The sequence below is a fragment of the Sphingomonas natans genome (assembly GCF_030546695.1).
GTDB classification, from domain to species: domain Bacteria; phylum Pseudomonadota; class Alphaproteobacteria; order Sphingomonadales; family Sphingomonadaceae; genus Sphingomonas_I; species Sphingomonas_I natans.
Genome location: NZ_JAUOTP010000002.1, coordinates 39,739 through 64,798, shown reverse-complemented (window position 1 = coordinate 64,798; position 25,060 = coordinate 39,739). Strand labels below are relative to the sequence as shown.

General features: G+C 68.0%; 25 protein-coding genes. 11 read left to right on the top strand and 14 right to left on the bottom strand.

The window, feature by feature from the left end:
• The first annotated feature begins 42 nt into the window (after window positions 1-42).
• On the top strand, window positions 43-735 hold the full coding sequence (locus tag Q4F19_RS03995) for an ABC transporter ATP-binding protein (protein ID WP_303540077.1): 693 nt from the start codon (window positions 43-45) through the stop codon (window positions 733-735).
• Window positions 732-3,239 (top strand): ABC transporter permease, encoded by a 2,508-nt coding sequence (locus Q4F19_RS03990; protein WP_303540075.1) that lies wholly within the window; start codon window positions 732-734, stop codon window positions 3,237-3,239. The genes Q4F19_RS03995 and Q4F19_RS03990 overlap by 4 nt, the downstream gene beginning before the upstream one ends.
• 76 nt (window positions 3,240-3,315) lie before the next feature.
• Here Q4F19_RS03990 and Q4F19_RS03985 read toward each other — a convergent pair whose 3' ends face one another.
• The 4 genes from Q4F19_RS03985 to Q4F19_RS03970 all read right to left on the bottom strand — a co-directional run bounded on the left by Q4F19_RS03985 (window position 3,316) and on the right by Q4F19_RS03970 (window position 7,705).
• Window positions 3,316-4,176, bottom strand: a complete 861-nt coding sequence (locus Q4F19_RS03985; RefSeq protein ID WP_303540073.1) for a hypothetical protein — start codon at window positions 4,174-4,176, stop codon at window positions 3,316-3,318.
• A 59-nt stretch (window positions 4,177-4,235) separates the two neighbouring features.
• On the bottom strand, window positions 4,236-4,958 hold the full coding sequence (epsI, locus tag Q4F19_RS03980; protein WP_303540071.1) for an exosortase-associated protein EpsI, V-type: 723 nt from the start codon (window positions 4,956-4,958) through the stop codon (window positions 4,236-4,238).
• On the bottom strand, window positions 4,955-5,860 hold the full coding sequence (gene xrtV, locus Q4F19_RS03975; RefSeq protein ID WP_303540068.1) for an exosortase V: 906 nt from the start codon (window positions 5,858-5,860) through the stop codon (window positions 4,955-4,957). Before xrtV ends, epsI begins: the two co-directional genes overlap by 4 nt.
• A 306-nt stretch (window positions 5,861-6,166) precedes the next feature.
• Window positions 6,167-7,705, bottom strand: a complete 1,539-nt coding sequence (locus Q4F19_RS03970) for an O-antigen ligase family protein (protein WP_303540067.1) — start codon at window positions 7,703-7,705, stop codon at window positions 6,167-6,169.
• 254 nt (window positions 7,706-7,959) lie between these two features.
• On the opposite strand from Q4F19_RS03970, the gene msrA reads away from it, so the two are divergent.
• Window positions 7,960-8,505 (top strand): peptide-methionine (S)-S-oxide reductase MsrA, encoded by a 546-nt coding sequence (gene msrA / locus Q4F19_RS03965; protein WP_303540066.1) that lies wholly within the window; start codon window positions 7,960-7,962, stop codon window positions 8,503-8,505.
• Here the strand turns inward: msrA and Q4F19_RS03960 are convergent.
• The 3 genes from Q4F19_RS03960 to Q4F19_RS03950 form a co-directional block, all read right to left on the bottom strand.
• Window positions 8,502-9,446 (bottom strand): L-threonylcarbamoyladenylate synthase, encoded by a 945-nt coding sequence (locus tag Q4F19_RS03960; RefSeq protein WP_303540064.1) that lies wholly within the window; start codon window positions 9,444-9,446, stop codon window positions 8,502-8,504. The genes msrA and Q4F19_RS03960 overlap by 4 nt on opposite strands.
• A 37-nt stretch (window positions 9,447-9,483) precedes the next feature.
• Window positions 9,484-9,831 (bottom strand): GntR family transcriptional regulator, encoded by a 348-nt coding sequence (locus Q4F19_RS03955; RefSeq protein ID WP_303540063.1) that lies wholly within the window; start codon window positions 9,829-9,831, stop codon window positions 9,484-9,486.
• A gap of 61 nt (window positions 9,832-9,892) precedes the next feature.
• A complete protein-coding gene (locus Q4F19_RS03950; RefSeq protein ID WP_303540061.1) occupies window positions 9,893-10,477 on the bottom strand; it encodes a nitroreductase family protein in 585 nt (194 codons plus the stop codon).
• Window positions 10,478-10,601: 124 nt separating this feature from the next.
• On the opposite strand from Q4F19_RS03950, the gene Q4F19_RS03945 reads away from it, so the two are divergent.
• The 5 genes from Q4F19_RS03945 (at window position 10,602) to thiD (ending at window position 17,372) form a co-directional block, all read left to right on the top strand.
• Window positions 10,602-12,410 (top strand): peptide MFS transporter, encoded by a 1,809-nt coding sequence (locus Q4F19_RS03945; protein WP_303540059.1) that lies wholly within the window; start codon window positions 10,602-10,604, stop codon window positions 12,408-12,410.
• The gene (locus Q4F19_RS03940; RefSeq protein ID WP_303540057.1) at window positions 12,397-13,806 is read left to right on the top strand and encodes an amidohydrolase; all 1,410 of its coding nucleotides are present in this window, start codon (window positions 12,397-12,399) and stop codon (window positions 13,804-13,806) included. The genes Q4F19_RS03945 and Q4F19_RS03940 overlap by 14 nt, the downstream gene beginning before the upstream one ends.
• Entirely contained in the window at window positions 13,803-15,089 is a 1,287-nt protein-coding gene (locus tag Q4F19_RS03935; protein ID WP_303540055.1) for an amidohydrolase family protein, read from the top strand. The genes Q4F19_RS03940 and Q4F19_RS03935 overlap by 4 nt, the downstream gene beginning before the upstream one ends.
• A 115-nt stretch (window positions 15,090-15,204) precedes the next feature.
• Window positions 15,205-16,542: a phosphoglucosamine mutase gene (glmM, locus tag Q4F19_RS03930; RefSeq protein WP_303540053.1), complete on the top strand. Its 1,338-nt coding sequence runs from the start codon at window positions 15,205-15,207 to the stop codon at window positions 16,540-16,542.
• Window positions 16,539-17,372 carry a bifunctional hydroxymethylpyrimidine kinase/phosphomethylpyrimidine kinase gene (gene thiD, locus Q4F19_RS03925; RefSeq protein WP_303540051.1) on the top strand — a complete coding sequence of 278 codons (834 nt, stop codon included), beginning with the start codon at window positions 16,539-16,541 and terminating at the stop codon, window positions 17,370-17,372. Before glmM ends, thiD begins: the two co-directional genes overlap by 4 nt.
• A 198-nt stretch (window positions 17,373-17,570) precedes the next feature.
• On the opposite strand, the gene Q4F19_RS03920 is transcribed toward thiD, so the two are convergent.
• Window positions 17,571-18,062, bottom strand: a complete 492-nt coding sequence (locus tag Q4F19_RS03920; RefSeq protein ID WP_303540989.1) for a DNA-deoxyinosine glycosylase — start codon at window positions 18,060-18,062, stop codon at window positions 17,571-17,573.
• A gap of 49 nt (window positions 18,063-18,111) precedes the next feature.
• On the opposite strand from Q4F19_RS03920, the gene modA reads away from it, so the two are divergent.
• From modA to Q4F19_RS03905, 3 genes are read left to right on the top strand one after another with little or no spacing between them, the layout of a single operon-like run.
• Window positions 18,112-18,864 (top strand): molybdate ABC transporter substrate-binding protein, encoded by a 753-nt coding sequence (gene modA, locus Q4F19_RS03915; protein ID WP_303540049.1) that lies wholly within the window; start codon window positions 18,112-18,114, stop codon window positions 18,862-18,864.
• A gap of 7 nt (window positions 18,865-18,871) precedes the next feature.
• Window positions 18,872-19,558: a molybdate ABC transporter permease subunit gene (modB, locus tag Q4F19_RS03910; RefSeq protein ID WP_303540047.1), complete on the top strand. Its 687-nt coding sequence runs from the start codon at window positions 18,872-18,874 to the stop codon at window positions 19,556-19,558.
• Entirely contained in the window at window positions 19,548-20,159 is a 612-nt protein-coding gene (locus Q4F19_RS03905) for an ATP-binding cassette domain-containing protein (protein WP_303540045.1), read from the top strand. Before modB ends, Q4F19_RS03905 begins: the two co-directional genes overlap by 11 nt.
• Here Q4F19_RS03905 and Q4F19_RS03900 read toward each other — a convergent pair.
• From Q4F19_RS03900 to Q4F19_RS03875, 6 genes are all read right to left on the bottom strand, one after another.
• On the bottom strand, window positions 20,098-21,210 hold the full coding sequence (locus Q4F19_RS03900) for an AI-2E family transporter (protein WP_303540043.1): 1,113 nt from the start codon (window positions 21,208-21,210) through the stop codon (window positions 20,098-20,100). The genes Q4F19_RS03905 and Q4F19_RS03900 overlap by 62 nt on opposite strands.
• Entirely contained in the window at window positions 21,207-22,016 is an 810-nt protein-coding gene (gene proC / locus Q4F19_RS03895; RefSeq protein ID WP_303540041.1) for a pyrroline-5-carboxylate reductase, read from the bottom strand. Before proC ends, Q4F19_RS03900 begins: the two co-directional genes overlap by 4 nt.
• A gap of 7 nt (window positions 22,017-22,023) precedes the next feature.
• On the bottom strand, window positions 22,024-22,533 hold the full coding sequence (locus tag Q4F19_RS03890) for a type III secretion system chaperone family protein (RefSeq protein ID WP_303540988.1): 510 nt from the start codon (window positions 22,531-22,533) through the stop codon (window positions 22,024-22,026).
• Between the two features lie 101 nt (window positions 22,534-22,634).
• Complete coding sequence (locus Q4F19_RS03885; protein ID WP_303540040.1) at window positions 22,635-22,925, bottom strand: accessory factor UbiK family protein; 291 nt, start codon at window positions 22,923-22,925, stop codon at window positions 22,635-22,637.
• A gap of 57 nt (window positions 22,926-22,982) precedes the next feature.
• Complete coding sequence (locus Q4F19_RS03880) at window positions 22,983-23,453, bottom strand: TspO/MBR family protein (protein WP_303540039.1); 471 nt, start codon at window positions 23,451-23,453, stop codon at window positions 22,983-22,985.
• 162 nt (window positions 23,454-23,615) lie between these two features.
• Window positions 23,616-25,037 (bottom strand): alpha/beta fold hydrolase, encoded by a 1,422-nt coding sequence (locus Q4F19_RS03875; protein ID WP_303540038.1) that lies wholly within the window; start codon window positions 25,035-25,037, stop codon window positions 23,616-23,618.
• Window positions 25,038-25,060 lie beyond the last annotated feature (23 nt).

Sequence of the window (25,060 nt, the reverse complement as noted above, 5' to 3'; positions counted from 1 at the left end):
CCGGCCCGTTCCTCTCCGCTCCAATCGATCGATCCTCATCCGATGCAGACTGACGCCGATATGGTCATCGCCGCGCGCGATGTAAGATTGTCGCTCGGCAATAGCGCCGCGCCGACCGCGATATTGAAGGGGATCGATCTCGCGGTCACGCGCGAGACGAGCGTCGCTCTGCTCGGGCCTTCGGGATCGGGCAAATCCTCGCTGATGGCGGTGCTGTCGGGCCTGGAGCGCGCGAGCGGCGGGCAGGTCATCGTCGACGGGCTCGATTTCAGCGCCCTCGACGAGGATGCGCTGGCGCGCGCGAGGCGCGGGCGGATCGGGATCGTGCTCCAGGCCTTCCATCTGCTGCCGACGATGACCGCGCGTGAGAATGTCGCGGTGCCGATGGAGTTGGCCGGGCATGCCGACGCCTTCGCGCGCGCCGAGGCCGAGCTGGTCGCGGTCGGGCTCGGGCATCGGCTCGATCACTATCCCGCGCAATTGTCCGGCGGCGAGCAGCAGCGCGTCGCGATCGCGCGCGCGCTGGGCCCACGCCCCGCGCTCGTCTTCGCCGACGAGCCGACGGGCAATCTGGATGCGGCGACGGGCCGGACGATCATGGACATGATGTTCGCGCGGCGCGCGGCGGCGCGCGCGACCCTGATCGTCATCACGCACGATGCGGCGCTGGCCGAACGCTGCGACCGGATCATCACGCTCGCCGACGGCCGGATCGCCGAGGATCGGCAGCGTTGAGCGGCTGGGCGCTCGCGTGGCGGCTGGCGCGGCGCGAGCTGGATTTCCGGTTCCGCGGACTGAGGCTGCTGCTGGCCTGCCTGTTCCTCGGCGTCGGCGCGCTCGCCGCGATCGGCAGCCTCACCCAGAGCATGCAGCGCGAACTGGCCGCGGGGGGCAGCTCGCTGCTGGGCGGCGACGTCGAGTTCGCGGTCTCGCAGCGCGCCGCCACGCCTGCCGAGCTTGGGGCGATGCGCCGGCTGGGCACGGTCTCGCTCACCGTCGGCATGCCCGCAAATGCAGTCGTCGGTGGAGGTGCCAGCGGGCGCGCCGTGCCGGTGGAGCTGAAGAGCGTCGACGGCGCCTATCCGCTTTACGGCCAGCTCACGATCATCGGTGGGCGGAGCGTCGGCGCGCCCGCGGTGGACAGCGTCTGGATCGGGCAGGCGCTCGCCGAGCGGATCGACGCCAAGGTCGGCCAGAGCCTGCGATTCGGCACGGCGAGCTTCCGCGTCGCGGGGACGATCCTCGACGAGCCCGACCGGCTCGGCGAGGGCTTCACGCTGGGGCCGGTCGCGATCGTGTCGGCGGACGGGATGGCGCGGACGGGGCTCGTCCAGCCGGGAAGCCTCTACAAGAGCAAATATCGCATCCGGCTCGCCGAGGCGACGAAGCCCGCCGACGCGATCGCCGGCTTCAAGCGCGCCTTCGCGACGGCCGGGTGGGAGACGAAGACGCGCGACGCCGCCTCGCCGGGCGCGGCGCGCTTCATCGAGCGGATGGGGCAGTTCCTGCTGCTCGTCGGGCTCGCGGCGCTCGTCATCGCCGGGATCGGGATCGCCAATGGCGTCTCTTCCTATCTCGCGGGCCGGCGAAGCAGCATCGCCGCGCTCAAGGTGCTCGGGGCGACGTCTGGCCTGATCGCGCGGATCTACCTGCTCCAGATCGGGATCGTCGCAGCGGCGGGCATCGCCGCCGGGCTGGTGGCGGGGATCGCCGCCGGACCGCTGATCATCTGGGCAGCGGGAGACGTGCTGCCGGTGACGCCTGGCTTCCGGATCGAGATCGCGCCCTTGCTGCTGGCGGCGACCTATGGCCTGCTGATCGCCTTGGCCTTCACCGCCGGGCCGCTCAGCGAGGCGCGCAGCGTGCCCGCCGCCGGCCTGCTGCGGGGCACGTTCGGCCCACGCACGACCGATCGGCGCAGCTGGATCTGGATCGCGGGCGCGGGAATCGCGGTGGTCATGCTGGCGCTTCTGACCTCGGACCAGCCGCGCTTGACCGCGTGGTTCCTCGCGTCGGTGGCGGGCGTGCTGCTGATCCTCGCCGCGTTCGGACGGGGCGTGCACGCTCTGGCCGCCGCGCTGCCGAGGCCGCGCCGACCGCTCGTCCGGCTCGCGCTCGCCGCGCTCCACCGGCCCGGCGCGCGGACCAGCACGCTGATCGTCGCGCTAGGACTCGGGCTCACGCTCTTCGTGCTGCTAGCCGCGATCCGCACGAGCATCGCCGCGAACATCGCTCAGACCGTCCCCGCCCGTGCACCGGCCTTGTTCGCGCTCGACATCCCCTCGGCGCGGGAGGCCGAGTTCCGTGCGGTCGTGCGTCGCGTCGAGCCCGCCGCGGTGATCAAGGCGATCCCGGCGATGCGCGGGACGATCACGGGCTATGCGGGAACGCGCGTCGCCGATCTGAAGGCGATCCCCGAAGAGGCCTGGGCGCTGCGCGGCGAGCGCGGCCTGACCTATGCGGAGACACTGCCCGAGGGCAGCACGATCGTCGCCGGCGCCTGGTGGCCCGAACATTATGCGGGGCCGCCGCTCGTCTCGATCGACCAGCGCCTCGCCGACGCGCTCCATCTCAAGATCGGCGATATGCTCGACTACAGCCTGCTTGGCGTCGAGCGGAGCGCGCGGATCGCCTCGTTCCGGCGGATCGACTGGGAGACTTTGGGCTTCAATTACGTGCTCGTCTTCTCGCCCAACGCGATTGCGGACGCGCCGCACAATCTCGCCGCGACGATCGATCTGCCGAAGGGGCGCGAGAGCGCGGTCACGCGCGCGCTGCTCCCGGTTTTCCCGTCGGTCTCGGTGATCGAGGTCGGCGGCGTGCTCGCGCAAATCCGGACGATCGTCTCGGGGATGGCGGCGGCGATCACGGCGGCGGCGTCGGTCGCGATCCTCGCAGGCATCGCCGTGCTCGTCGGCGCGATCGCGGCGGCGCGCGAGGTGCGGATCTACGACAGCGTGGTCCTGAAGACGTTGGGCGCGACGCGCCGGCAGGTGCTGATCGTCCAGGCGCTGGAATATGCGATCCTGAGCGCGGTCCTCGCCGCGCTGGCGCTCGTGCTCGGCCTGGGCGGGGCGTGGTACGTGGTCGTCCGGCTGTTCCGCTTCGCGTGGCTCCCCGATCCGGTCGCGATCGGTGCGACCCTGCTGGCGGGCATTGCGGTGACGATGGGGCTGGGGCTGGCGGGATCGTGGCCCGTCCTGACCGCGCGACCGGCGCGCGCGCTTCGGCAACTCTGACGATATCGCGGGCGTCGGATACGCAACGGGGCGAGCCGCATGGCCCGCCCCGTTGGTCGTCAGCGTTTGAGCGGCGTCAGGGCTTGGCCGCCGCCGGCGCGCCAGCCGGCTTCGCAGGCGCATCGAAGCCATTCTGGTAGCTGATCTTCGCACCCGACTTGAGCGCTTCGATCTGCTTGGTGAGCAGCTCGCCGAACTTCTCCTGGCGCCAGGCGCTGACGGCCGCAGGGCGCGCCTTCGCGTCGTCGATCGGCAACGGCTTGCGCGAGACGATGACGTTGACGGTCATGAAGCCCGGCTGCGGGATCACGAACGGCTCGCCCTGGGGCAGGCTGTCGATCTTCTTCATCAGATCGGTCGGCACGCTGCCGCTGTCGAGGCCGACCTGCGAGCGTTCCAGCTTGATGCCCATGCCACCCAAAGTCTGGGCGACGGCGTCCATCGTATGATCCTTCTCGAGCGTCTTCAGCTTGGTCAGGTCCGCCGGAGTCTGGAAGCGGATCTGATCGAGCGTCAGCTGCTCGCGCGCGCCGAAGACGTTGCCGTGCTGGGTCATGAAGGTCGAAATGTCCGTGCCCGACGGCACCGGCACCGCCGTCAGCTGCTGCTTGGCATAGAGCTGGACGAGCAGGAGTTCGTCGGCGCGGCGCTTCTGCGTCTGATATTCGGGCGTCTTGTCGATGCCCTTCTCTTCGGCGGCGCCGACGAGCAATTTGCGCTCGATGATCCGCTGGAGCAGATCGCGCTGCACCGTCTTCTTGTCGGCGGTCGCCGGCAGGTTCGAGGCCTGGAGCTCGGCGTTGATCTCCTGCAGCGTCACTTCCTTGCCGTTGACGACCGCGGCGACCTGCCCTGCGGGCGCATCCTTGCTGCAGCCGCCGATCAGCGCCGTCGTCGCGAGCAGCCCCGCAAACGCCATGATCTTCCTGTTACCCACGTCTCGTTCCTTCTCCTGGGTAGCGCGAAGCCTGCCCCGATTGTGCCGATGATATAGCGTCAAGCCACGCTCGCGCCCAACAATTGCCGCCGACCGGCCGGCCCGACGATGGTCAACATGGCCTGTGCGAAGGTTTCGAGCGTGCGCCGCGCGGCGTCCTGAGCCTCGCCCACGGTGGACAAACGGACGAGAAGCCCGTCCGGTACGGCGCCCTTCAGATTGCTTTCCATGATCGCGATGCGCTGGCTGGTCCAGCTCGTCGGCAGCGCATCGGCGATGCGCGTCCAGTACATGACCTGTTCCACCCGCGTGTCGCCGGTCGCGGTGAACGATCGCACCGGAATGACGCGACCGCCGCCGATCGGCAGCTCGCCCGTCACCGTCCCGGTCAGGCGGAACCCGCTCGCCGGATAGCAGATTTCGGGGCGATGGACCTGAAGCATCCCGCCCTGGCTGCTGCCATAGGCCATGACGAGCATCACGGGCGGATGCCTTTCGCTTACATAAGCGCGCGTCACCTGCTGATCGTAGAGCAAGCGGGCGAGCTCGTCGGGGGGCGGCAGGACGATGCCGCTCGTCGTCTCGTAACGCCAGTCCCCGATCCGATCGGGCGCGAGCGCCTCGAGCCGCCCTTTCGGGATGCTCGCCAGCCTGTGACGGGGCATCTGGGCGAAGGCGCCGCCCGCGGTAATCAGGCAGGCGCCGCCGATCAGGAGATCGCGGCGCGAAGGACGCAGATCGGGCTTCATCGCGGAGGCGTCTTCATCATTCATGTCGTTCATGACTCGCCCTCGCGTGCGAGGCGCGTGCGGAGCGGACTGGCGAGCGTATCGATCGCGAAGATGCCCAGCAAAGCCACGGTGAACATCGTCATGCCGGCAAATCCGTGAAGGAAGCCTTGCGCCGCGGCATCGCCGAAAAAGTAGGTGATCAGGATCAGCACCAGCACGCGGACGAAATTGGCGAGCACCGCCACCGGCAGGATCGCCAGGATCAGCAATGCCGAATAGCGCCAGTTCGCATTGTGCCGGATGTAGATGTAGAACAGACCGATCGCCGACAGGCTGATGATCGAGTTCATCCCCGCGCAGGCGGCGGCGACGAGAATGTCATACTGATCGACCTGAATGATCACCCCGGTGCGGGACACGGACATGCCGAACAGGCTGAGCAGGTTGACCGCCTCGCGCGAGATGCCGAGCTTTAGCGGCTGCGTGATCGCGGCGACCAGCGAGTCCGGCGGCGGGAACAGGAAGGCGAAATAGAGGATCGGGAACCACAGCACCCGCATCGCCCGCGTGCCGATATAGGCGTAGGTGACCGTGACCATCGCCGCATAGAGCGCGAAGCCCTCCATTTCGGTCGTGCCGCTGATCCGCCCGAGCGCGTAGATGGTCAGCGAGATAAAAAGACCGATCGTCGCCAGCACGGGCGATCCGGGGCGGGCGAGCGGCACGAAAGCGGGCCGCATCCGCAGCACGAGCCAGATGCCGGTCGCCAGCACGACCGGCCCGTGCGCACCCTGCTCGGTCGACCAGGATTCCCGCGCCACCGCGGCGAACGTCGGGATGATCAGCGCCGCGAGGCCGAGCAGCAGCAGCCAGTGGCGCAACGCGAAGCCGGCGACGCGCGCGCCGACGGCCGCTTCGGGCCGTAGCGGGGCACTGGTGGAGACGTCAGGCATCCCGCCGGCCATCCTGTTCGTCGTACGTGCCGCTCATCATGGCTGCTGTTGCGGGATGCACCCCAGCAGCACCGCGAAGCGGGCCTCCCCAAGACCGGTTGTCCGGCATGTTCTCGTGTCCATCTGCGCGCGCACTTGTCCTGTTGGAAACAATAAGCAGAACGTTGTTCCTTGTCTGCCGGCCTGCCGGGACATCCGTATAGAAGTGGCCGATGCCGAACGCGCGCGCAATCGCGCCGCACCGGGCGTTCCTAGCTCGCTCTTCGGGCCGATGCCCCACGCGGCCAGGCATGACGGGGAGCGGTTTCATGCGGGATGGGCGACGAGTGGTTGCGATGGGCCGAACGGCAACGGCGGATCGATCCGTCCGCCCGACGGCTGAGCAGGCGCGCGCGGCAGCCGGAGGGCGCAAAGGGATGATCCGACGGCAAGGAAAAGATAGAATATCGTGGTGCCTCGTCCCGAGAATCCCGACGTGCCGGCGGCTACGGTGTAATAGATGGCGACAGCGAAGACCGCTGCGGCAACCTCCTGCTGGCCGGTGAAATTGCGCAATCGCCTGCGAATCGTGACCAGCCGCATCGGAAGCAGGGTAAACGCAAGGAAGAACGCGGCCATTCCGACGATCCCGGTGGTCAACCCCATCCAGATATAGGTATTGACGAAATCGATGATACCTTCGCCGGTGCGCAGGTCGATGAGAGATGCATAGGCCTGTCCGGGATCGACGCCCGTCAAAGGGTGCTTGCGGATTTCTTCCCAGCCGCGAGTGATCAGCAATTTCCGATAGCCCGTCGTGTCCGCCGCATCGCCGGCCAGCCCCAGGCGCGTCGCCATGCTTGTCGAGAATTGCGCGATCACGAGCGCGACGGACCCGATCGTACCGAGGATGGCAGCGTTGCGGGCGAAGTGGCTCCAGCGCCTTCGGAAGAGATCGAAAGCCAAGGTGCCGAGGACGAGCCCCAGCAAGGCGCCACGCGTATTGGCCATATAGATACCCACCAGAATGCCCGCGAACCCGAGCAGGCGTCGCTGCCTGGTGCGGAATGTGTCGCCCAGCGCGAGCATCGACAAATAGCCGGTGCACAGAAAGCTGCCGAATGACGTGGCCTCGTAGAATGAAGCGGCTGCCCGCAGGTAACCGCCGCGTTGATGGGCATAGGCGCTGAGCAACTCGATCACGCCCACGCGCTGGCTCAGGACGTTGTACAACAGAACGCCGCGTCGTGATTCATAGATCGCTATGCCCGAGAAGACGAAAGCCACGAATGCGAGCGCCAGCAGCAGGCGGCGAATGTCTTCGGGCCGGGTCAAGGATCGGCTGATGACGTAATAGGGCAGCAGGTAGGACAGAACGACGTTCGTCTCGACGCGAAGAATGCTGGTAAAGTTGTTACCTCGTGCCTGAGCGGCCTCAAGCGCGAAGAGCAGGAAGAACGGGACGTCGAAGCGAGTGCCGTTGGTCAAGCCTCTCCGTGCGGGCCGTAACGCAAACGCGATCGCGGCGCCGATCGCCGTGATGAGCCATTTGTCGATATCGAGAAGATACATGCTGCCGATCGCGACCTGCGTGGTCATCTGCGGCAGTGCCAGGACGGTCACGAGATAGATGGGCGGCATCGCCGCCCGGCTGCGTGACATCAGAGGGATGATGGCCGCGAGCACGGCGAAGATCACCCACCGGTTGGGGAGCAGCATGGCGAAGGCGTAGAGCCCGATCATGATCGGCAGCAGAGTCGTCCGGACCCAGATCGCATCCTGACGCGTGAGAAGGGCCGCAAACAGATTGCCGCTGATGAACAGGATCACCGAGGTCTGAACGACGATCGAAAGCGTGCCCAGCATTGCTCGCGACGTTCCCTCTTTGCGCTGTGCCGCCTGCTAGCAGCGTTGGCCCGACTTGGCGACTGCGCCGCACTGGAGCCCGTCTCTGCCTGCAGATAGCTGCGAAATCCTTTCGATCCAGGTACGCCCCAGCAAAATTGCGCCATAAGCTGTGCCGAGTCTCCTCGCGCTCACCCGTCGGTAAGGAGTCTGCCCCGTGATGCGATTGAAACGCCCGATTCCGCGCCCCATCTCGGCGCGCTGAGGAGACGAAGATGGCCGAAGAGATCGCGACGCTCGCGGGTGGGTGCTTTTGGTGTGTGGAGGCGGTGTTCAACGACGTCGCCGGCGTTTCGCATGTCGAGAGCGGCTATATCGGCGGCGAGGTCGTCAACCCGACCTACAAGCAGGTGTGCGGCGGCAAGACCGGCCATGCCGAGGCGATCCGGGTGCGCTTCGATCCCGCGGTGATCGATTATGCGACCCTGCTCGACATCTTTTTCCACACGCACGACCCGACTCAGCTGAATCGCCAGGGCAACGACGTGGGCACGCAATATCGCTCGGCGATCTTCCCCAACTCGCCCGAGCAGGACGCCGAAGCACGCGTCGCCAAGGAGCGGGCGGCGGCCGACTGGCCTGCGCCGATCGTCACGACGATCGAGCCCGATGACACCTGGTATCCGGCCGAGGATTATCACCAGGCCTATTGGGAGAGCGAAGGCCAGCGCAATCCCTATTGCCTGGCGACGATCCCGCCCAAGCTGATGAAGCTGCGCAAGAGCTATCAGGCGCGGCTGAAGGCGAGCGCGGCGGCTTAAGGGCGGGGTGCGGCGGCGCGGCGCAGGCGATCGTTGATGGCGATGCCCAGACCCCGCTCGGGGATGGGCGCCACGGCGATCCCGCTTGTCGTCGCGGCGTCCGCCTCGTGCAGCGCGTCGAACAGGTTGGCGGCGGCTTCGGTCAGATCGCCGGCGAGCGAGAGCGACCGATCGCCCGCGACCGCGCCGAAGCCGATCAGCCATTCGTTCGCGCGTCGTTCGCTCGCGTCGAGGCGCAGGGGGTGCGCCGGAGCATAATGGCTGGCGAGCTGGCCGGGCGCTTCGATCGTGCCGCCGTCGGCGGTCGTGACCGGGACGCCGGCGGCCGCTGACAAGGCTTCGGCATCGATCGGGCCGGGCCGGAGCAGGCGAGCACCGTCTGGCGCGACCGCGACGATCGTCGATTCGAGCCCCAGTCCCGTCGCGCCGCCATCGATGATCAGCGCGATCCGGCTGCCGAGAGAACGCAGGACATGCTCGGCGCGCGTCGGGCTGATCGTACCGCTCGCATTGGCCGAGGGCGCGGCCAGCGGACGGCCAGAGGCCGCGAGCAGCGCCTGCATCGCAGGATGGGCGGGGACGCGCAGCGCGATCGTCGGCAGGCCGGCGGTGACGAGCGATGCGATCGGCGCACCGGCGCGGAGGGGTGCTACGATCGTCAGCGGGCCGGGCCAGAAGGCGCGCGCCAGCGCTGCGCCGATCGGGCCGAGATCGGCTAAAGCCTCGGCGGCGGCGCTATCCGGCACGTGGACGATCAGCGGATTGAAGGACGGGCGGCCCTTGGCGGCGTAGATCCGTGCGACCGCCGCTGCGTCGCTCGCGTCGGCGGCGAGGCCATAGACCGTTTCGGTGGGGACCGCGACCGGCTGGCCGGTGCGGATCAGGTCGGCGGCCTCGGCGATCGCCTCGGGCGAGAAGGGGAGGCGGCGGGTCTCGATCACGGCTGCGGCCTATCAGCCGGGCGACGGCCCGGAAAGATCAGGCGGGCAGGTGATCGAGCAGATCGGCTGGGTCGATATCGAGCCGGCGCATGCGCGCGGAAATTTCGGGCCATTCCTGCTCGAGGAAATGCGCGCGCGCGGCCTGACGCAGCTGGAACGCGGCGCCTTCGACGACGAACATGCCGACGCCGCGGCGCACGGTGACGATCCCGTCTTCCTGGAAGGTCTGATAGGCCTTGGCCACGGTCAGCGGATTTGCGCCATGTTCGGCGGCGAGCGCGCGGACCGAGGGAAGCGCCGAGCCCTCGGCGATGCGGCCGTCGAGGATCATCGCGATCACATGATCGCGCAGGCGGAGATAGACAGGGCGATCGGCACTGGGCATTGCGTTATGCTGTGGTAACACAGCATGGCGCGATCGGCAACCCGTCTTGCACGGCGTTATGTCAGCGACCCTGCCATATCGCGATGACTGCGTCGCGGTCCGGACGAGGGCGCTCTTCCAGTTCCTTCGCCGACGTGCCGATGAAGAAGAAGCCGGCGATACGCGCGTCACGCCCGCCGCCGAACGCCGCGCAGACGATGCTCGAAAAGGCGGCCCAGGTACTCAGCCAATTGACGAGGAAGCCCTCCGCATGCGCGGCGAGAACGAGATTCTGGCAGGCGGCGCCGACCGACAGTTCCTGCTCCCAGATCGGGATATGGCTGGCATGGGCGGGGTTCGAGACCGCGACGATCAGGCATGGCGCCTGATGCGCGAACTGGTCGATCGCCTCGCGCTCGATCCGGCCGACGCTGTCCTTCTGCGCCGCATAGGCATCGTGGAGCAGGGCCGCGAAATCGGCGCGCTTTTCCAAGGGCACGATCACGAAGCGCCAAGGTGCGAGCTTGCCATGATCGGGGACGCGCGTCGCGGCGGCGAGAATGCGATCGAGCTGCGCCGCATCGGGGCCGGGCGCGGCCAGATCGCGCGCCTTGCCCGAACGGCGGGTAGCGAGCAGCGAGGCGGGAGTCGCGAGATCGTTGAACATGGCGGTCCGCTACCAGCGCGCGGTGCGGGCAACAATCACTTCCCACGCGCCATTTCGTCGCTAGTCTCGCGCGCCATCCAGCCGGGCGCATCCCGGTGCCAACGAAATCACAGAAAAGAGTCGCATGGAGACCGCAACCGAGTCCTCGCCGGCGCAGCCCGACATCAGCCATATCAATCCGGCCGATGCCGATGTCTGGTTCGGCCACCCCCGCCAGCTCGCCCGCTTGTTCACGACCGAGATGTGGGAGCGGTTCGGCTATTACGGCATCCGCGCGCTGCTCGTCGTCTATCTCACCAAATTCTTCCTGTTCGACGATGTCGCCGCGGGCGGTCTCTACGGCGCCTTCATCGGCCTCGCTTATCTGACCCCCGTCATCGGCGGGCTGATCGCCGATCGCATTCTGGGCTCCAAGAGCGCGGTCAAGACCGGGGCGATCATCATGTCGCTCGGCTATCTCGGCCTGTGCTTCGGTGGCGAGCAGGCCAAGCCCGTCTTCCTCTATGGCGGCCAGACCTATCCGGTGACGGTATCTACCGCGGTCAACGGCCGAGAAGAGCAATATGTCGTGACCTCCGCGGGCAGCTTCGTGATCCGCGGGCAGGAGGACGGCTCGATCCATCTGGAAGGCGCGACCGGGCAGCCGCTGCCCGCCGTTATCGCCAAGGGCGAATATCGAACCGACGGCATCCGCCATCCCCTGTGGGTCTCGCTGATGCTGCTCTCGATGTCGCTAATCATCGTCGGCAACGGCCTGTTCAAGCCAAACATCTCGACGATGGTCGGCTCGCTCTATCCGCCGGGCGATCCGCGCCGCGATGCGGGCTTCACGATCTTCTACATGGGCATCAATCTCGGCTCGATCGGCAGCCAGCTGATCGCGCCTCTGCTCGCGCGGTCGGTCGGCTGGTGGGCGGGCTTCGGCATCGTCGCGCTCGGCATGCTCGTCGCTTTCAGCCTGTTCCAGTTCGATAAGGGCCGGCTCGCCGGCTATGGCGAGCGGCCGGCCTCCTCGACGCCGCGGGCGCGGCTGATCAGCTATGTTCTGATGGCGGTGGCGGTGCCGATCTCGTGGCTGCTGCTCCACAACACGCTCGATTCGGCGGCGGCGGCGAGCGAGGCGGCCGCGGCGGGCACGGGCGTGATCGGCTATCTCGCCGCGCTGCCCTTGCTCGGCAAGGCTTTGCTCGCCTGCTTCGTCGGCGCCGCGTTCGGCATGCCGATCTGGGCGTATCGCGCGGGCTCGCGTGCCGAATTCCAGATGATGCTCGTCGCCTCGATCCTGATCGTGATGGCGGTGGTGTTCTGGACGCTGTTCGAGCTGGCCGGCTCGGCGCTGACCCTGTTCGCCGAGCGGTCAGTGGATCGATCGATCTTCGGCTGGGATATGCCGGGCGGATCGGTGCAGGTGTTCAATCCGATCTTCATCGTCCTGCTGGCGCCGGTAATGGCGGCCCTCTGGGTGTGGCTCGGCCGACGACGCGCGGAGCCCTCGATCCCGGTGAAGTTCTCGATCGGGCTGACGCTCGTCGGGCTCGGCTTCCTCGTCCTGCCATTGGGCGCGCTGTTCGTGGACGGGCAGTCGCGCGTGGCGCTCATCTGGATGGTGCTGCTCTACCTGCTGCACTCGATCGGCGAGCTGTGCCTGTCGCCCGTGGGCCTGTCGATGATCACCAAGCTGTCGATGGCGCGCGTCGTCGGCATGATGATGGGCGTGTGGTTCCTGTCGATCTCGATGGCCAATTATGCGGGCGGGCTGATCACGCAGCTGACCTCGGTGGCGACGGTCGGGGGCGAGGTCACCAATCCCAAGCTCGCGCTCGATACCTATCTGCACACGTTCACGATCATCGGCATCGCGGCGGTGGCGATCGGCGTCGGGCTGTTTGTCTGTTCGCCCTTGCTCAAGAGGTGGATGCATGGCGTCAATTAAGAAGCTTGCCGCGCTCGCTTTGCTCGGGCTTGCCGCCTGCTCGGCGCAGTCGGGCGCCAAGCCCAAATCGGCCTCGTCCGGACCCAAGATCGCCGAGCCGTGGACGGGCGATCCCTATCCGTCGACCTACCACGCCTATCCCGGCGTGCCGACGCTCGTCACCGACGTCACGATCCTCGACGGCGAGGGCGCGCGGATCGACGATGGCCAGATCCTCTTCGCCGACGGCAAGGTGGTCGCGTTGGGGCAGAGCGTGCCCGCGCCCGCGGGCGCGACCGTGATCGACGGCAAGGGCAAATGGGTTACGCCCGGCATCATCGACATCCACAGCCATCTCGGCGACTATCCGTCGCCGGGGGTGAAGGCGCTCTCGGACGGCAACGAAGCGACCGCGCCGACCACGCCGGACGTGTGGGCCGAACATAGCATCTGGCCGCAGGATCCGGGCTTCAGCCGCGCGCTGGCGAATGGCGGCGTGACGACGCTGCAGATCCTGCCCGGCTCGGCCAATCTGATGGGCGGTCGATCGGCGGTGATCAAGAATGTCTATTCGCGCACGGTCCAGGGAATGAAATTCCCCGGCGCGGCCTACGGGCTCAAGATGGCATGCGGCGAGAATCCGAAGCGCGTCTATGGCGGCAAGGGCCGTGAGCCCTCGACCCGCATGGGCAATATCGCGGTGGATCGCGCGACCTGGGCGAAGGCGGTCGAATATCGCCGCAAGTGGGACAAATATGAGAAGGACGGCGGCGAGGCGCCCGCGCGCGATATCGGCATGGATACGCTCGCCGGCGTGCTGGCGGGCAAGATCCTCGTCCACAATCACTGCTATCGCGCCGACGAAATGGCCATCGTCCTCGATATGGCGAAGGAGTTCGGATACCATGTCGCGAGCTTCCAGCACTCGGTGGAGGCCTACAAAATTCCGGATTTGCTGAAGGCGGCAGACACCTGCGCCTCCGTCTGGGCCGACTGGTACGGCTTCAAGATGGAAAGCTATGACGGCATCCCCGAGAATCTCGCTCTGCTGGAGCGGAGCGGGGCCTGCGCGACGATCCATTCGGACGATCCGAACGGCATCCAGCATCTGAACCAGGAGATCGCCAAGGCGCGCGCTTCGGGCCTGCGCATGGGGATCGACATCCCGCGCGAGGTCGCCTGGAAATGGGCGAGCTACAATCCGGCCAAGGCGCTCGGCATCGCCGATCGCACGGGCAGCCTGAAGCCGGGCAAGATGGCGGACGTCGTGCTGTGGAACGGCGATCCGTTCAGCAGTTATACGCGCCCGGAAAAGGTCTGGATCGACGGTGCCTTGCTGTACGACATGCACGATCCCAAGCGGCGGCCCGTATCCGATTTCGAGCTGGGCCAGATCGGCGAGGGAGACGTGAAATGAAGTCTCTCGCGCTTCTCGTCGCGGCGCTGCTCGCCGGCCCCGCTGTCGCCGAAACGGTCGCCTTCACCGGCGGGACCGTCGCGATCGGCGACGGATCGCAGCCGATCCCGAACGGCACGGTCGTGATCCGCGACGGGCGCGTGATCGCCGCGGGCACCGGCGTCGCCGTCCCCGCGGGCGCGCGCACCGTCGATGCGACGGGCAAGTGGGTGACCGCGGGCATCGTCTCGGGCGCGAGCACGCTCGCCTTGCTCGATGGCTATGGAATGGAGGAAACCAACGATACGACGACGAAGGGCTCGCCCTTCTCGGCGGCGATCGACATTGCCACCTCGCTCAACCCCACCCAGATGCGCCTCGGCGTCGAACGATCGAAGGGCGTGACGCGCGCGGTTGTGATCCCGGCGGCGGGCAATACGATGTTCGGCGGGCAGGGTGCGGTCATCGATTTGGGCGCGGACCTGGATCCGGTCACGCGCGCGCGGGCTTTCCAGTATGTCGAGCTGGGCGAGGCCGCGACGAAAACGGGCGGGGGCAGCCGGCCGGCGGCGCATGTCCTGCTTCGTGCGGCGCTCGAGGCGGCACGCAATCCCGCGCTCGCGAGCGGACTGGAAAAGGACGTTCTGGTCACGCGCGCCGATGCCGCGGCCCTGCTCCCGGTCGTAGAGGGCCGGACGCCGCTGCTGGTCCATGCCGAGCGGGCGACGGACATCCTCGCCGCGCTCGCGCTGGTGCGCGAATTTCCGAAGCTGAAGCTGGTCCTGCTCGGCGCCACCGAAGGCTGGCTCGTGGCCGATCGGATCGCCGCCGCGCGCGTGCCCGTGATCGCCGCCGCGCTGACCGACCTTCCCGAGAATTTCGAGCAGCTCGCCGCGACGCAATCCAATGTCGGGCGGATGGCGAAAGCGGGCGTCAGCGTCGCCATCTCGACGCAGGATGCGAGCGAGGGACCCTATGAGAGCTATCTCAAGCAATATGCCGGCAACCTCGTCGCGCTGACGCGGGTGGACGGCGCGACCGGGCTAGACTGGGGACAGGCCTTCGCGACGATCACCTCCAGGCCGGCGCTAGCTCTGGGCCTCGACGGCGAGATCGGATCGCTTCGCCCCGGGCGTCGCGCCGACGTGGTCGTCTGGGACGGCGATCCGCTGGAGGTGGCCTCGGCGGCGCTCTCCGTGTGGATCGACGGGGTCCAGCAGCCAGCGGGCAGCCGCCAGACGCGCCTGCGCGATCGCTATGCGAACCCGGTTGAGGGGGCGTTGCCCAAGGCCTACGATCAGTAAGTTCGTTCAGGTGTCTGCAGGCTTTGCGGAGCCATCCGCTTCGCCCGAACCCTGCTCGACCGGAACGGCCAAGACTGGCGGGTTCGGCCCGACACTGCGTGATGAAAGAAGGCTCATGCCCCGCAAATATTTCGGCACCGACGGCATACGCGGCCGCACCAACGAAGGCGCGATGACCGCCGAGATCGCGATGCGCGTCGGCCAGGCGGCGGGCGCGCATTTCATGCGCGGCACGCATCGCCATCGCGTGCTGATCGGCAAGGATACGCGGCTCTCCGGCTATATGATGGAAAGCGCGCTGGTCGCGGGCTTCACGAGCGTCGGCATGGATGTCGTGCTGGTCGGGCCGATGCCGACGCCCGCGGTGGCGATGCTGACGCGATCGATGCGCGCCGATATCGGCGTGATGATCTCGGCCAGCCACAATCCCTTCGCCGACAATGGCATCAAGCTGTTCGGGCCGGACGGCTACAAGCTTTCGGACGAGACCGAGAAGGCGATCGAGGCCGGGATCGATGGTCGCGTGTCGCTGCCGCCGGCCGAACAGATTGGCCGCGCGCGGCGGATTGAGGATGCGGCGGGGCGCTATATTGCCGCCGCCAAATCGACCTTTCCCGATCATCTCCGGCTGGATGGGCTGCGGATCGTCGTCGATTGCGCGAATGGCGCCGCCTACAAGGTCGCACCCGAGGCTTTGTGGGAGCTGGGCGCGGATGTGATCGCGCTGGGCGTTTCGCCCAACGGCATCAACATCAACGACCATGTCGGCTCGACCGATCCGAGCGCGCTGCAGGCCAAGGTGCTGGAGACGCGCGCCGATATCGGCATCGCGCTGGACGGCGACGCCGATCGCCTGATCCTTGTCGATGATCGCGCGCAGATCGTGGACGGGGATCAGCTGATGGCGCTGATCGCGATCGCGCAGGCGCGCACCGGCGCGCTCAAGGGCGACGGGATCGTCGCGACGGTGATGTCCAATCTCGGGCTGGAGCGCTTACTGTGGGGGCAAGGCATCGCGCTCCACCGGACGCCGGTGGGGGATCGCTACGTCGTCGAGGCGATGCGCGCGGGCGGCTACAATGTCGGTGGCGAGCAATCGGGGCATATCGTGCTGGCCGATCATGCGACGACGGGTGACGGGCTGATCGCGGCGCTGCAGGTGCTGGCCGAGCTCGTCCAATCGGGCAAGCCCGCGCATACGCTGCTGCGCCAGTTCGATCCCTTGCCGCAATTGCTCAAGAATGTCCGCTTCACCGGCGGGCAGCCGCTGGAGGATGATAAGGTCAAGGCCGTGATCGCCGACGCGGAGAAGCGGCTCGACGGCACCGGCCGGCTCGTCATCCGCAAATCGGGCACCGAGCCCCTGATCCGGGTGATGGCCGAGGGCGAGGATGCGAAACTCGTCGGTGAGGTCGTCGACGGCATTTGCGACGCGGTTCGCAAGGCGGCGTGATACCCCGCATCCTCTCGATCGCCGGCTCGGATTCGGGCGGCGGCGCGGGCATCCAGGCCGACATCAAGACGATCACGATGCTGGGCGGGCATGCGCTGACCGCGATCACCGCGATCACCGCGCAGAACACGCTCGACGTGAGCGCGGTGATGCCGGTCCCGCCCGAGATGGTCGTCGCGCAGATCGATGCGGTCGTCTCCGACATCGGCGTCGACGCGATCAAGATCGGGATGATCGGCTCGCCCGACGTCGCCGAGGCGGTGGCGGAGCGGCTGGCGGCCTTGTTCCAGGGGCGCGAGATCGTGCCGATCGTGTTCGATCCGGTGATGATCGCATCCAGCGGCGCGGTGCTGGCCGATCCCGCGACGATCGCGGCATTCGGCAGGCTGATGAGCCTGTCGGTGCTGGTCACGCCCAATCTGCCCGAACTGGCCGCCCTGGCGGGTGTTTCAGCGCTCGCCGACGAAGGCGCGCAGGTCGCGGCGGCGATCGGGCTCGTGCGCGATCATCAGGCCGCCTTCCTCGTGAAAGGCGGCCATGCCGAGGGGCCGAAGCTCGTCGATCGGCTCGTCGGCTGGAACGGGACGGTCGCCGAATGGTCGGGTGAGCGGATCGAATCGCGCAACACGCACGGCACGGGCTGCACCTTGTCGAGCGCAATCGCGACGGGACTAGGCGCGGGGCTGGAGCCCGAGGCGGCGATCACGCGCGCGCGCTTCTATGTGCGCAGCGCGATCGAGGCGGCGCCGGGTCTGGGCCTGGGGCACGGGCCGATGGGGCATGGGCTGGGGCGCGAACATTTCCGGAGCAAGCCGTCGCTGCGGATTTGAGGGCGGCAAATATTCCCCCGCTCATCCTGAGGAGGGACTGAGCGAAGGCGAAGGCCCGTCTCGAAGGACTGGCGACGTCTGGTCTGGTCCTTCGAGACGCCATTTCGGCTTCGTGCCTGCGGCACGAAGTTTATCCTGAGCGCCTGCCTTAGCAGGCAGTCGAAGGGCTCAATGGCTCCTCAGGATGAGCGGTTGGGATTACAGAAATTCCCGCAACTCCAGCCACGCCTCCCGCTTCGCGTCGCGCGCCATTCCCGCATGCGCTGCGCTGGACGAGGGCAGGTCCAGCAACGTCAGTCGCGCCTCGCCCGCCAATTGCTTGCGCCCATGCCGCGCCGAGGTCTGGCCGTTGAACGCCACCGCGCGCAACTCCGGGAGCGCTTCCACGAACCCCGCCAGATCGCGCAGCTCGGCCTCGCGGATCGCCTGATCGAGACTGCCCTGCCGCTGCGCGGTCGCGATCACGTCCCACAGGCCGATGCGGTGCGCCCTCAGCCGTGCCAGCCGCTTCTCATAGGCGAGCGAGGGGAGCGGCTCGCCGATCACCTCGCCGATCAGCCACCAGAAGGCGTTGGTGGGGTGCGCATAATAGCGCCCCTGCCGCAGCGATTCCTCGCCGGGCAGCGAGCCCAGGACGAGCAGGCGCGCATCGGGCGCGACGCTGGGCGGGAAGGCGGTCTTGATTGTCATCGCCATATCCGCTCGTGCATAGACGTGCCTGGCCCTCAAGGGGAGCATCATGCGCCGCTTCGTCTTCGTCCTGCTCCTGTTGCTCGGCTTCTCCGGGCAAGCCGCCGCCGCGCCGCCGATCGTGCTGGCCGCCGCCAGCCTGCAGGAATCATTGAACGCCGCCGCCGATGCCTGGGCCAAGGCCGGGCACGAGCGGCCGACGCTCTCCTTTGCGGCCTCCTCGGCGCTGGCCCGCCAGATCGCGGCAGGTGCGCCGGCCGATCTGTTCGTCTCGGCCGACATTCCGTGGATGGACTATGTCGAACAGCGCAAGCTGGTCGCGCCCGGCACGCGCATTGCCTTGCTGACCAACCAGCTCGTGCTGATCGCACCGGCGGGGCCGACGCGGCCGATGCCGATCCGGCGCGGCTTTCCGCTGGCGGCGGCCCTGGGCCGCGAGAAATTGGCGATGGCGGATCCCGATGCGGTGCCCGCGGGGCTGTACGGTCGCGAGGCGCTGACGAAGCTCGGCGTGTGGGCGGGGGTCGCGCCGAAGGTGGCGCGCGCCGAGAATGTCCGCGCGGCGCTGGCCTTGGTCGAGCGTGGCGAAGCGCCGTACGGGATCGTCTATCTGACCGACGCGCTCGCCTCGCCGAAGGTGAAGGTGGTCGGCACCTTCCCCGCCGACAGCCATGCGCCGATCCTCTATCCTGCCGCGGTGCTGAGTGCGGCCAAGAGCGCGGATGCGGCGCCCTTCCTGCGCTTCCTCGGCTCGGTGCCAGCCAAGGCGATCTTCCGCCGCTACGGCTTCGGTACGCGATGACGCGCATATGACCGGCGAAGACTGGGGGATCGTCCTGCTCTCGCTGAAGGTCGCGATCACGGCGGTGCTGCTTGTTTTGCCGATCGCCTTCGCTTTGGCCTGGCTGTTGGCGCGCAAGCGCTTTCCGGGGCGGATCCTCGTCGATGCGCTCGTCCATCTGCCCCTCGTGCTGCCGCCGGTCGTGACGGGCTGGGCGTTGTTGCTGCTCTTCGGGCGGATGGGGCCGATCGGCGGGTTGCTCGATCGCTGGTTCGGGGTGACGGTGATGTTCCGCTGGACGGGCGCGGTGATCGCCGCGGCGGTGATGGCGCTGCCGCTGATGGTCCGCGCGATCCGGCTTTCGATCGAGGCGATCGACGCCCGGCTGGAGGAGGCGGCGCGGACTTTGGGCGCGAGCCGCGTGCGCGTGTTCCGGACGATCAGCCTGCCGCTGGCCCTGCCGGGGATCCTCGCCGGGCTCGTGCTCGGTTTCGCGCGCTCGCTCGGCGAGTTCGGCGCGACGATCAGCTTCGTCTCGAACATACCGGGCGAAACCGGGACGCTGCCGATCGCCATCTATGCGGCGATGCAGGTCCCGGGCGGAGAAGGCCGTGTTGTGCGGCTCGCCATCGTCTCGGTGATCCTGTCGCTCGGCGCGCTGATCGCCTCGGAGCTGATGATCCGCCGCGCCAACCCCCGCGCCCATGTCCTTTGAGGTCGATGTCGTACGGCGGATCGGCGAGGCGGAGATCCGGCTCGCTTTCTCGTCGGGACCGGGGCTGACGGCTCTGTTCGGGCCGTCGGGCTGCGGCAAGACGAGCGTCTTGAACATGGTCGCAGGGCTCCTGCGGCCCGATCGGGGGCGGATCGTCGTCGCCGGCGAGACTCTGTTCGGCGACGGCATCGACGTGCCGCCCGAGACGCGGCGCGCGGGCTATGTGTTTCAGGATCGGCGGCTGTTCCCGCACCTCAGCGTCCGGGCCAATCTCGCTTACGGGCGGCGCGAAGAGGCGGCGCTGATGGGGCTCGACGAGGCGGCGACTTTCCTTGGCATCGGCCATCTGCTCGATCGCCGGCCCGCCTCGCTTTCGGGCGGGGAGGCGCAGCGCGTCGCGATCGGCCGCGCCTTGCTGTCAGGCCCGCGCTTCCTGCTGATGGACGAGCCGCTCGTCGCGCTGGATCGCGCGCGGGCGGACGAGATCATGGTGGTGATCGAGCGGATCCGCGACGAGGTCGGCCTGCCGATCCTCTATGTCAGCCATAATCCGGCGGAGGTGGCGCGGCTCGCGACTCATGTGGTGGAGGTGTCGCGCTGAGATTGGCGCCGACATAATCGCGCCACAGCATCATCAGCACCGCCATCGTCGCCGGGCCGACGAACAGACCGAGCAGGCCCAGCATTTCGACCCCGCCCAAGATGCCGATCAGTACGAGCAGAAAGGGCAGGCGCGTCGCGCCGCCGATCAGCACCGGGCGGATGAAATGATCGGCGATGAACACCACACCCATGCCGATCGCGAACACGGCGATCGCCCATCCGACCGCGCCTTCGCCCACGAGCAGCGCGCCCGCGATCAGGAAGATGGCGGCGGCGCCGAACGGGATCATCGCCGCGACCGCGGTGATCGAGCCGAGCAGCAGCGGGTGGGGGACGCCCGCGATCAGATAGACGACCGCCATCACCGCGCCCTCGCCGATGCCGACCAGCACCAGCCCATCGATCGTGCCGCGCACCGACAGGATCACCTGACCGCCGAGGCGCTTGCCGGCGGGGCCCAGGAGCCGTTCTCCGGCGCGCGCGAATTGCGCGACGATCACGTCGCGATCGCGCAGCACGAAGAAGAGCGCCATCAACGTGAAGCCGAAGATGATGCTGCGCAGGATCAGCCCCTTGCCCAGCAGTTGCGACTGCTGGATCAGCACCGTGCTGCGCAGGCGGTGGAGCTGCTGGCCCGCGCCTTCGGGCGTCGCGAGATTGTCGTGCCACCAGATCGTGACCTGATCGGAGAAGAGCGGCAGGCGCGCGAGCCAGGCGGGCTCGGGCATGCCGTTTTCCTGCGCGTCGGCGAGCCAGGCGAACAGATATTTGGCCTCGCGCGCCGCCTCGATCGCGCCCATCGCCAGCGGCACGAGCACGAGCAACGCGATCAAAGTCGTCGCGACGAGCGGCAGTAGCAGGCCACGCGCGCGCGGCCAGCGCGCCTCGGCGCGGCGATAGAGCGGATCGATCGCGATCCCGATGATCGCCGCCCAGACCAAGGCAGGCAGGAAGGTGCCGCCGATCCACAGGCCGAGCACCGCCAGCCCGATCGAGAGGACTATCTTTGAGATGCGATGCGTCCGCGCCGGATCGATTGCCGGCTTCATCGCGCCGCCGCCGCCATCTCGCGATTGCGCAGGATCGCGGCGTCGATCGTGTCGCGGATCAGCGCCTTCAGTGCGCTCGGCTCGTCGAGGATGTCGAGCCCGGCGCGCGTGCTGCCGCCCTTGCTGGCGACGCGATTGGCGAGCGCGGCGAGACTTTCGGTGCTGCCCTCGGCGAGAAGGCCCGCGCCGGTGACGGTGGCGAGAGCGAGCCGCGCGGCCTGAGCCGCGTCGAGCCCGGCATCGGCGCCGGCTGCGGCGAGCGCATCGACGAAACGGAAGAGGAAAGCGGGGCCCGAGCCGGCGAGCGCGGTGACGACGTCGAACAGGCTTTCATCGACCCATTCGACCGTGCCGAGCGGCGCCATCAGCGCTTCGGCATGCTCGCGGCCGGCATGATCGAGCCCGTCGCCGTGGAGCGCGACGACACCGCGGCCGATCGCGATCGGTGTGTTGGGCATCGCGCGAAGCACGGCGCGGGGTGCCGGGAAGCGGCGGCGCAGCGCCTCCGTCTCGACCCCGGCGAGGATCGAGACGAGCAGGGTCGTGGGATCGAGCATCGGCGCCAGCGCGGGCGCGACCAGATCCAGCATCTGCGGCTTGACCGCGAGCACGACGAGGGATGGGACCGGGCCGTCGGGCGGAGGCGCGGTCAGCACGGTCACGCCCATCGCGACGGCCTCGCCCGATTTGCGGATGACGGTGACGCGAGCCGGATCCAGCCCAGCCTCCAGCCAGCACGACAGCATCGCGCCGCCCATATTGCCGCAGCCCATGAACCAGATCGGCCCTTTGATCGGAAAGGGCATGACGGCTTCAGGCCTCGCCGTGCGTCTCGATCAAAGCGGCAGCGATCGCTTCGGTCGGGGACTTGCCGCCCCACAGGACGAACTGGAAGACGGGGTAGAAGCGCTCGCACTCCTCGATCGCGGCCTCGATCAACGTCTCGGCCTGGTCGATCGTCAGCGCGGCGTCGTTCGCCAGATCCAGCAGCGCGCCGTGGCGGAAAAGGAGGATGCCGCTCGACGACCACAGTTCGAAATGGCCGATCCAGAGCTGCTCGTTGACGAGCCCGATCGTCTCGTAGAGCTGGGGGCGGCGGTCGGCGGGGACGCGGATGTCGGGAAGCGCGAGGATCTGGAGGACGCGATCCTCCTCGCGCCAGACGCCGCGCAGCTCATATTTGGCCCAGCTGCCCTGAACGGTGGCGATCAGCTCGTCGTCGCCGAGCCGCTCGAACGACCAGCCATGCGCCTCGCAATATTGTTCGAGCGTATCGATGGGGGCGCCGCCGTCGCGATCCGCCTCATATTCGTCCGCCAGCATCGTCATCCCGCCCTCCGGTTCCGCCGAGGGTTAGCGGTCGCCTGCCTTTGTGCAAGCGCGCCCATGCACATATGGGCATAAAGCTGTGGATAGAGCGTGACTCAATCCTGAATGGGAGGAGGAGTTTCGGCCTTGCCCCGCGACTTGGCGCCCGTGGCGGGCTTCAGCGCGGCGATCTCGGCGCGAAGCGCATCGACCTCGTCGCGCGCGGCGGCCGCCATCGCCTTGACCGCCTCGAATTCCTCGCGGCTGACGAAATCCATGCCGCCGAGCCAGCCCTTGAACTTCTCGCGCGCGCCGGCCTCGCCCTCGCGCGCCATGCCGGCGAAGGTGCCGGCGACGCCGTTCGCCATCTTCACGAAATCCTCGAACAGGCGATTTTCGGTCTGCATTGGGGAAAGCTCCTTCGTCGGGGCGCTAGATGGGGCCGGATAGGCTCGCCCGCAAGCTCAGGCAGGGTTGAGCGCCACGATCGCGCCGTTCAGCGTCGCCGCGAAGATCAGCCAGGCGAGATAGGGCAGCAGCAGCCAGGCGGCGAGCGGCCGAATCCGGTGGAAATCGAGCGCGGTCAGCGCGGTCAGGATCACCATCAGGACGATGATCGCGAGCGCGCGCAGCGGCTGATGAAGCGCGAAGAACACCGGCGACCAGGCATAATTGAGCAGGAGCTGCGCGACGAACAGCAGGATCGCGCGGCTGCGCAGGGGATGCCGGGTCTCGAGGATGAGGCCGAAGGCTGTGCCGATCATCAGATAGAGCGTCGTCCAGGCGACCGGGAAAGCCCAGCCCGGCGGCATGAAGCCGGGCTTGGCGAGCGCATCGAACCAGGCGTTGCCGGCGCCCGAGCCACTGAGCCAGCCCGAGGCGAGGCCGAGGAGCAGGACGACCAAGGCGGTCACGATCGGAAGGCGGAGACGCATCGGGTGGACTCTTCGGTTTGGATGCAGCCAGTCGTCACGGCCGCTATCGGGAATGTGATCAGCGCTCCGGCCCCTGATCGGGCTAGGCGCGACGCCCTCAACCCGCCAGTCGCGCGCTTCGATCCACCGGACGCGGTGCGACGCGTCCGCGATTGCAGCCTGTCAGTCGATCGCGAAGGCGGGCCGGGGGGCAGCAGTGCAAAGCTGCCGCCTCGGTCCGCGAATCCGCGCCTCGCGCACCAAGGCGAAATAGCGCGCGGCGATGCAGGCATTCCATTCGGTGTGGCCCTGCATCGGGGTTACGATGATCGCCGCGTGGGAGAAGCCGCGCGCCGCGTGATCGGTGAACCACACGGGTGTTCCGCCATCGTCCTGTCCCGTCGAGAACAGGGCGGGCACGACCGATCGGATCGGCGTGCGATACCCATCCGGCAGCTTCGACCCGGGCCAGAAGCGGCAGGCCGCCCGTTGCTGATCGACGCGGAAATCGCCGAGAAAGCCCACGGGCCTGGCCGAAGCGACCGGCCTCCAGAAGCGCATGTCCTCGTTGCAGGTGATCGCGAAAAGCAGGCCGAAGCTCAGATCGGGATGCGCGCTGGCGCGGATGCCGGCGACGATCGGCTGCCAGTCGCCGGCATAAGCGCGGTCGATCGCAGCGGGCAGGGCTGCCGCCGACGACGGGCGATACAAACGCGAGCGGATCCAGGCGGCGACGGGCCCGCGTCGCATCGTATGGATCCCGGGCTGGCCGGGTAGCGCGACCCGCACCGCTCCGCGTTCGAGACGATCGAGCAGAGCGGCGAAATGCGCGCGAAGCTCCGGATGCTGTTCACGGCACGCAGCATCGGCAGCGCAGGACTCGAACATCCGGTCGAGCTGTTTCGCGGCTGTAGCCGCCATCGTCTGCGGCGCTACGATGTCGATGGGTACGACCGAACTGAAATAGGCGGTCCGCACGCTCGCCGGATAGGCGCGTAGAAAGACCTGCAGCGCCCGCGTGCCATAGGATCCGGCGAAGAGGTTGAGCCGCCCGTAGCCGAGGCCGCGCCGCACCTGCTCCAGGTCGCGCGCGAAATCGGCATAGCCATAGCGGGTCAGGTCGGTGCGCTGGCGCAGCGTCTTCGCGCAGGCGGCGACAGCGGCGGGCGGGAAGATGTCGGTAAGCAGCGCGCGATCGTCGCCGCCCGGCGTCATGTCGCACGCGAGCGGGTGCGATCGGCCCGCGCCGCGCTGATCGACCAGAACGAGATCGTGATCGCCCAGCAGCGGATCCAGCCAGCGTTCGTGGATACCGGCTGCATCGATCGCACTCTCGCCGGGCCCGCCCAGCAGGATGACGACCGGATCGGGTAAGGCGCGGCCGCTGCGGGCGGGCAGAACCGCGACCGCAATGTCGATGCGACGTCCGCTGGGCCGCGTCGGATCTTCCGGAACGGTCAAGGTCCCGCACCGACCAGGGCGGCTCGCGTCGGGTAGGGTGCAGGTCTGCAACGCGATGCGCCCGGCCGAGGCAGCGCTGCCGGGCGATACGGCCGTCGCGGCGAATAATACAAAGAGCAGGAACGCTGATGCGGTTCGCAGCATGCTTCGTCTCCGTCGCGCGGCAG